The sequence below is a fragment of the Chitinilyticum litopenaei DSM 21440 genome (genome assembly GCF_000428145.1).
GTDB lineage: Bacteria > Pseudomonadota > Gammaproteobacteria > Burkholderiales > Chitinibacteraceae > Chitinilyticum > Chitinilyticum litopenaei.
In genome coordinates this window covers 76,622-84,664 of sequence record NZ_ATZJ01000013.1, presented here as the reverse complement: position 1 = coordinate 84,664, position 8,043 = coordinate 76,622, and the positions used below count along the sequence as shown (strand labels likewise).

The 8,043-nt window shown below is 65.0% G+C and carries 5 protein-coding genes; all 5 read right to left on the bottom strand.

The window, feature by feature from the left end; translation table 11 throughout:
- Positions 1-218, bottom strand: a 218-nt coding sequence (locus tag C515_RS24905) for a transposase domain-containing protein (protein ID WP_211234003.1), incomplete at its 3' end; no start/stop codon positions are given.
- A gap of 140 nt (positions 219-358) precedes the next feature.
- Positions 359-1,978 (bottom strand): methyl-accepting chemotaxis protein, encoded by a 1,620-nt coding sequence (locus tag C515_RS0107125; RefSeq protein ID WP_028454966.1) that lies wholly within the window; start codon positions 1,976-1,978, stop codon positions 359-361.
- Between the two features lie 215 nt (positions 1,979-2,193).
- Positions 2,194-5,301, bottom strand: coding sequence for an efflux RND transporter permease subunit (locus C515_RS0107120; RefSeq protein WP_028454965.1), 3,108 nt, complete (start codon positions 5,299-5,301; stop codon positions 2,194-2,196).
- A gap of 69 nt (positions 5,302-5,370) precedes the next feature.
- Entirely contained in the window at positions 5,371-6,528 is a 1,158-nt protein-coding gene (locus tag C515_RS20010; protein ID WP_051304725.1) for an efflux RND transporter periplasmic adaptor subunit, read from the bottom strand.
- 512 nt (positions 6,529-7,040) lie between these two features.
- Positions 7,041-7,943, bottom strand: a complete 903-nt coding sequence (gene cyoE, locus C515_RS0107110; RefSeq protein WP_051304724.1) for a heme o synthase — start codon at positions 7,941-7,943, stop codon at positions 7,041-7,043.
- Positions 7,944-8,043 lie beyond the last annotated feature (100 nt).

The window sequence follows — 8,043 nt, the reverse complement described above, 5'->3', positions numbered from 1 at the left end:
CGCGCCTGACTGAGCGCACTGGAACAAATGGCGCTGTCGGCCGGCAAGGCCAGATCCAGCGCATCGGCGACATTGAGGATGGAGCGATCGCGCAGCAAGGCGATGCCGAGCACCAACCAGACCACCTGTTCCATGGGTAAGCGGCGCTTGCGCAGTGTCGCAACACCGGTGTGTTGCAAGGCTTGTTCAATCCACTGCTGGGGCAGATGTGCTTGCACCGTGCTCCACTGTTCGGGCGTGGCGTAGTGGTGAGTTTCGTTCAGTTACAAAAGCAAAAAGCTCCTGACGGAGCTTTTTGCTTAACTGAGCGGCATTGCCGCAATCGCGGGGCTTTTGTTGTATGGCCGGCTATCCGGGGTCAGATGCGGAAGCGTTTCACCAGCCCTTCCAGCTGCTCGGAAACCCCCTTGATCGAGCGCGCAGCGTTGACGGTGCCCTGGGCTGCGGCCAGCGTGCCGCTGGATGAGCGGGCCACTTCATCCACATCGTTGCGGATGGTATGGGCTGCATCCACCTGGGCCATCAGCGCCTGGCCGATTTCGCCGACCACATGCGCGGTCGCTTCGGTTTCATGGCGGATGGCCTTTACCGCTTCGCCGCCTTCCTTGGCCTGGCGGATGGCTTCCTTCAGCTGGGTCACCATTTCATCCATGCGTGACTTGGCGTTCTGGCTGCTGTTCTGCACGGCATTGATGGTCTGGCCGATTTCCTGCGTGGCCGTGCTGGTGCGTTCGGCCAGTTTGCGTACTTCGTCGGCCACCACGGCAAAGCCGCGACCCTGTTCGCCCGCGCGTGCGGCTTCGATGGCGGCATTCAGCGCCAGCAGATTGGTCTGGTCGGCCACATCGCGGATCACCGCGATGACGGCGGAAATGCTGGTTACCCTTTGCGCCAGCTCGTCGATGCCGTTCTGTGTTTCACCCACGGCCTGCTCGGTTTCGGTCAGGCGTTTCACGGCAGCGGTGATCACCGTCTGGCCCTGTGCGGAAATGCCGGTGGCCGATTCGCTTTGCGAGCGGGCGGTTTGCGCCTGATCGGCGCCCACCTGGGTCTGCTCGGCGAAGTGTTCGGCGGTGCGGGCAATGCGGTTAGCGGCGTCGCTTTGTGCTTCGATCAGCTGATTGCTGCTCTGTGCGCTGTTGACGATGTCGTTGCTGGTGTTGTGCAGCGTCTGTACCGCGTTCGAGAGCTGGGTCAGCACGGTGCGCAGCGATTCGCGCATGCGCAGCACCGAGCCGTAGATGCTGTTCGGGTCTGCGGCCTTGCCGCTGTCGCTGCCCTGCAGATTGCCGTCGGCGACAAACTGGACCAGCTGGCGCACATCGGCAGGCTCACCGCCCAGGTCTTTCAGGATGCGGCGTACCGAGCCGACCAGCAGTGCGCCGACAATGGCCGCCACGGCCAGACAGATCAGCACCTGCCACTGGGCATTGCCCCAGAAACGCGCATCGGCCTCGGCCATGCTGATGCCGTTGCCGACAATCCAGCCCCAGCGCGGTGTTTTCTGCGCGACGGAAATCAGGTCGACGATTTTGTCATCGCGTTTGGAGTTCCAGTAATACTCGGTCAGCTGGCCGCCGGATTTTTCCAGCGCGGCCGTTGCGATGGCGCCCACGCTCTTGCCTTGGGCGTCCTTGAAATCGTTGAAGCTGGTGCCGTGGATTTGCGGGTCGAGCGGCGCGGCGACGAAATTCAGCTTCTCGTCGACCACATAAACGTACTCGCTCTTGTGATATTTGTTCTCGCGCAGGATCTGCGTGGCAATCGCCTTGGCCTGGTCTTCGGGCAGTTTGCCGGCGGCAGCCAGATTTTCCAGCTGCACGATGGTCTGGTAGGTGCTGGTCATCAGCTGCTTGATCCGGGCCCGGTTGTCCTGGTCGCTGGCGTCGCGCATTACCCACAGACCGATCAGCATCTGGCCGATCAGCGCAACCAGCACCAGTATGGATAGTGCCCACGCCTTTTGACGCAATGTCATGTCGAAACTCCTTGTTGTGTAGGGGCGGCTGTTCTTCTACAGCATAGCCGCTTTTCAAGGGGCATCAGCCTGGGCCGAACCCCGCCAGACGGCCGCGCACACGCCCGCTGGAATGGTTGGACAAGGGTTTTGACTTTATTAGCATTCAATTACATATGCAATGTATGCATTGCTAAGCTTTGTAAACAAATGCCTCTGTGCATATACATTACTGGCTATATGTTCGCCTTGCCGCGCAGCCGGCGCAGGCAGGCCGCGCCCAGGTCATCCAGGTAGGTAAACACCACCGGCACCACCACCAGCGTCAGCACGGTGGAGGTGATCAGCCCGCCGATGATGGCGTGCGCCATCGGCGCGCGCGCCTCGGCGCCTTCACCGATGGCCAGTGCCAGCGGCAGCATGCCGACCACCATGGCCGCCGTGGTCATCAGAATCGGGCGCAGCCGTACGCGGCCGGCTTCGGCAATCGCTGCCGCGCGTTCCAGTCCTTGCCCGCGCAGGTGGTTGACGAAGTCGACCAGCAGAATGGCATTTTTCGTCACCAGCCCCATCAGCATGATGATGCCGATCACCGAGAAGATGTTCAGCGTGCTGCGCCACATCAGTAGCGCCAGCAGCACGCCAACAATCGACAGCGGCAGCGAGGTCATGATCGCCAGCGGCTGCAGGAAGCTGCCGAACTGGCTGGCGAGAATCATGTAGATGAAGATCACCCCCAGCGCCAGTGCGGCTACCGCGTAGCCGGCCGATTCGGCCATGTCCTTGGCGTCGCCCTGCTCATCGAAGCGGTAACCGGCCGGCAGCGCGAAGCGTTCCTTCAGTCTGGCGATGTCGGCCTGGACTTCGCCGCTGCTGCGGCCGTTCACATTCGCGGTGATCCAGACCTCGCGCATCATTGCCCGGCGGTTGACCTGCACCGGGCTCACGCTTTCCTTCAGCTCGGCCACGCTGGAGAGTGGTACCAGCAGGGGCTGGCCATCGGCATCGAGCTGGCTGCCGGGCAGATACAGGCTTTCCAGCTGACTGCCGGTTTGCCGGGCTTCGGCCGGCAGGCGCACGATCACGTCGTAGTTTTCGCCATCCGGCGCCTGCCAGCTGCCGGCCTTTTCTCCCGCCACCAGCGGGCGCAGGGTGGCGCCGATGCTGGCGAGGGACAGGCCCAGGTTGGCAGCGAGCGGCCGGTCGATTTCGACATTCAGCGCCGGCTTGCCGGCTTTTTGCGATGATTCGACATCGACTACGCCGGGGATTTGGGCCAGTTGCGCGGCAAAGTCCCGGCTGAGCCGGTCCAGCTCCTGCAGGCTGCTGCCCTGCAGCGAGATGGCAATCGGCTTGCCGTCCGGTCCTTCGCCGCCGCCCTCGCCGGCAACATTGTTGATCGTGACCCCGGCAATCTGCGCCAGGCGTGCCCGCAGCAGCGGAATCAGCTCGTCCTGCGAGCGCTCGCGTTCCTTGCGCGGCTTGAGGATCAGCGTCAGATGGCCATCGTGCTTGCTGCCGCCTTCGCCGGCATTCAGCGTGGCATAGGTCTGCACCACCTCGGGGAATTCGCGCAGCGCGGCATCCAGCTGGCGCGTCTTGGCCGCCGTGTAATCGATGGCGGAGCCCACCGGCACGCTGTAGCTGACGCCAATGCGCGAGAGGTCCGACTGCGGGACGAATTCGCTGCCGATAAAGCGCGCCAGCATGAAGGCGGCAACGAGGCTGCCAAGGCCGATGGCCAGCACGCTTTTGCGGTGCCCCAGGCTCCAGCCGATCACCTTGCCGTACAGCTGGCCCAGCCGTTCGAGCGCATTCTCGAAGGCATCGAGCAGCCTGCCCAGCGGGCGCTTGCCGCCATGCACGTGCGGGTCGGGCCAGACCGAGGAGAGCATCGGGTCGAGCGTGAACGACACGAACATCGAGATCAGCACTGCCGCGCAGACGGTGAGGCCGAACTGATGGAAAAAGCGCCCGATGATGCCGCCCATGAAGCCCACCGGCAAAAACACGGCCACAATCGTCGACGTCGTGGCGAGCACCGCCAGGCCGATTTCGCGCGTGCCGTCCATCGCCGCCTGGAAATGCCCCTTGCCCATGGCGGCGTGGCGCACGATGTTCTCGCGTACGACGATGGCGTCGTCGATCAAGAGACCCACGCACAGCGACAGCGCCATCATCGTCATCACATTGATGGAAAACCCCGCCAGGCTCAGGATCCAGAAACTGCCGATCAGCGCCACTGGCAGCGTCAGGCCGGTGATCACCGTCGAGCGCCAGGAGCCGAGAAACAGAAAGACGATCAGTACGGTGAGCGCTGCGCCTTCCAGCAGCGTGGTGCGCACGTCGGCCAGCGAGTTGCGGATGCCGGTGGAGCTGTCGTTGAGCACCGACAGCGCGATCCCTTCGCCGGCCAGCTCGCGGTTCAGCTCTGCCACCATGGCCTGAATGTCGTCGCTGACGCGCACCGTGTTGGCGCCGTCGATCTTGGTAATGTCCAGCGCCAGCGCCGGCTGGCCGTTCACCAGCGCCAGCGAATCCAGCGGCGTTTCGCCGTCATGCACGCTGGCGACATCGCGCAGATACACCGGTGCGCCGTTGCGCTGGGCGATGACCAGCCCGGCGAAATCCTCCGGTGTGGCCAGCCGCCCGCGGATCTGCACCAGGCGCTCCTGCTGGCGGTATTCCAGCGTGCCCACCGGCAACTCGGCATTTTCCTGTTTCAGTGTGCTGATCAGCTCGGCCACGCCAAGCTGGCGCGCGGCGAGTTCGGCCGGCTTGAGGCGGATTTCCACTGCCCGCTTGCGCGCGCCGATCAGCTCGACGCGCCCCACGCCGCTGACCGTTTCAAAGCGTTTTTTGATCAGCTGCTCGCTGCGCGTGCTCAGTTCGCGCGGCGCCAGCCGGCTGCTGGTGATGGTCAGCGAGACAATCGGGCGGTCGGCCGGATTGAAGCGGCGGATGACCGGCGCTTCGACTTCCTTGCGCAGCAGTGGCGTGACGCCGGCCATTTTTTCGCGCACATCCTGCACGGCTTTTTCCGGATCGACGCTGAGGTCGAATTCGGCAATCACCACCGAAACACCCTCATAGCTGTAGGAATACAGCTGCTTGAGCCCGCTGACGGTGTTCATCGCTTCCTCGACCTGGCGCGTCACCGCGGCTTCGACGACTTCGGGGCCGGCCCCGGGGTACTCGGTCTGCACGAAGACCACCGGAAATTTCACATCGGGAAACTCTTCGACGGCCAGCCTTTGCAGCGAAAACAGGCCAAGCACGAACAGCGACAGCATCATCATGGTCGCGAAGACCGGATTGTTCAGGCTGACACGGGTGAACCACATGGGGGGCTCCGGGGTTGCTATGGGTATGGCGCTGAAGGCCATTGCAGTGAATGCTTCGGGGTTAATGCCTTAGCGGGTATCTGGTGGGCGGGTATCGGGCGGGCTGGCCGCCAGCCGGACGGCCTGGCCGTCGCCACGCCCCGGTGCGGCAATCAGCAGCACCAGACTGTTGGCCGCCAGCGCGCCGGAATCCGCCGGCGCAATGGCCAGCATGCCGCTGGCCGGATTGCGCTCGCTGATGCGTACCGTGCGCTTGCGCAGCACACCGTTCTCCACCAGATGAATGAAGCTGGCCCCCTGTTCCTCGCGCACGGCGGCTTGCGGCACGCTCAGCGTATCGGGCAGCGCGGCCAGATCGAGCCGCGCCTGCGCATACATGCCGCCGCGCAGGGGGCCGTTGCGGTTGTCCACGCGCACATACACCGGCACGCTGCGGCTGGCGTCGGCCTGCGGGGCGATGCGCGCGACGCTGCCGCTGAATTCCTGGGCGTAGCCCTCGACGCGGAAATGCACGGTTTGCCCGGGGGTGATGCCGGCCAGCGCGCGCACCGGTACCTGCAGCGTCAGCTCCAGCTCGGAGAGATCGACCAGCGTGAACAGCAGGGTATTGCTGCCGACATGCTGGCCCGGCTCCACCGCCCGCTCGGCAATGACGCCGGCAAACGGCGCGCTGATGGTGGCGTTGCCCAGTGCCTGTCTGGCGAGCGCCAGTTCGGCCTGGCTGGCCTGCAGCGCGGCCGCCAGCACGGCCGTTTCGCTTTGCGTGGCGTCATAGGCGTTCTGCGAAATGAAGCGCTGCGCCAGCAGCTGGCGATTGCGTGCCTCGACCTTTTGCTGCTGCTGCAACTGCTCACGGCTCTTGGCGAGTTGCGCCTCCTGGACCGCCACGCGCTGCGCCAGATCGCGCGGTGAAAAGCGCGCCAGCAGTTGCCCGGCGCTGACGGCTTCGCCGGCGCGCACGGCTACCGTTTGCAGCTCGCCTTCGACCTGTGCCGTCAGCGTGGTTTGCCGTACCGGGCGCAGCTCGCCGGCAAGCTCCAGCTGGCGGGCAAAGGGCCCGCGCGTGATGCGTCCGACATCGGCGGCGGCCAGCTCCAGAGGCGCGCTGGCGCTGGCGCCGGCCTGCGGCGCGCTCTGTTCATCGGTCAGCAGCAGGCCGCCGGCGGCGACCACGAGCACGATCAGCAGCGGGACGGCCAGACGCCGTGAGGGCAGGGCAAGTTTCATGCGAGTTCATCCTGTGGGGATCGCTGGCGGTCCGGGCCGCCGGTGTAGCAGTTCGGTCACCGCCGAAGCGGCGGGGTTTGCTGGCGCCGTGCGCACCGGGCAAGCACAGCCAAGTCGCCTGCCTGCCCGGATGAGTGTTTGCCGGGCTGGGCGGCGCATGAGCAGGGGCGGCGGCAGTGGCTCGCGCAAACCAGGCGAGCTAAATTAGCGCAAGTCACCCGGCCGGGCTGTTCCACGCTTGCGCTTCCCCCGGTTTGGATGGGCTTGGCCTGGTAATGGCTTGGGTATGCCGATGCAGCCATTTTTGAAAATGGCCTGTGGTGGTGTACGTGGCAGGGTATTGGGCTGGCTTCGCGGCGAAGCCCCGCCCATGCAGGCGTGCGGCAGTGGCGCAGTGCTGGCGGGTTTGCTGGAGAACGGAAAAGCGGTCTGGCGGGCCCGGTCAGCAACTGCTTGCCAACGGGAATGAATACGGCATGGGCTATATGCTCATGGCCCTTTTCAGGTATTGGTTACAGCTGGATACCCTTGATCAGATGCTCGATGGCCAGGGCGCCGAACAGCAGGGCCAGGTAATTGATCGAGAAGCGGAACAGGCGCCGGGCATCATCGTCGCTGGCGCTGCGCTGCAGTTTCAGCGCCAGGCCGATAAAGCGCAGATTCAGCAGCGCCACCACCGCCAGATAGAACCCGCTACCCAGTCCCAGCCCGAACGGCAGCAGGCTGCAGCCGGCCAGCAGCAGACTGTAGAGCACGATCGCCAGCCGGGTGAAGTCCGGGCCGTGGGTAACCGGCAGCATCGGCAGCCCGGCCTTGCGGTAATCCTCCAGCCGGTACAGTGCCAGCGCCCAGAAATGCGGCGGTGTCCAGGCGTAAATCACCAGGAACAGGCTCAGCGCTTCCGGGTCGAGCTGGCCGGTGACGGCTACCCAGCCCAGCAGCGGCGGCATGGCGCCGGCCGCGCCGCCAATCACGATGTTCTGCGGGGTGGCGGGTTTCAGCCAGCGCGTGTAGACCACCGCATAGGCAAAAGCGGTCGCCAGAGTCAGCAGCGCCAGCAGCGGGCGCACTTGCCACAGCAGCACGCAGCCCAGCAGCGCACAGGCCAGGGCGTGCACGCCCGCGATGGCCGGGTTGAGCCGCCCGGCGGGCAGCGGCCGGGAGCGGGTACGCAGCATGACGCCGTCACGCTGGCGCTCGAACAGGCAATTGGCCGCCGCGGCGGCCGTGGCCAGCAGTGCAATGCCGGCGCAGGCCTGCAGCAGCAGGACAAGGGGCTTGGGGCCGGGGGCGAGCAGCATGCCCGCGAGCGCGCAGAACACGATCAGCAGCACGACGCGGGGCTTGCCGAGCTGCCAGAGTTCACGCCACAGCGCCGTGGCCGGTGGGGCAAGCAGGCGGGTTGGACTGTGCATGGCGAATCTCCTTGGCGGGGCTGCTTTACAAGCAATCAAACATCAACAGAGCCTAGCAGGGTGTTGAAATAGTGGCTTCTTCGACCGACAGCAAGCACCG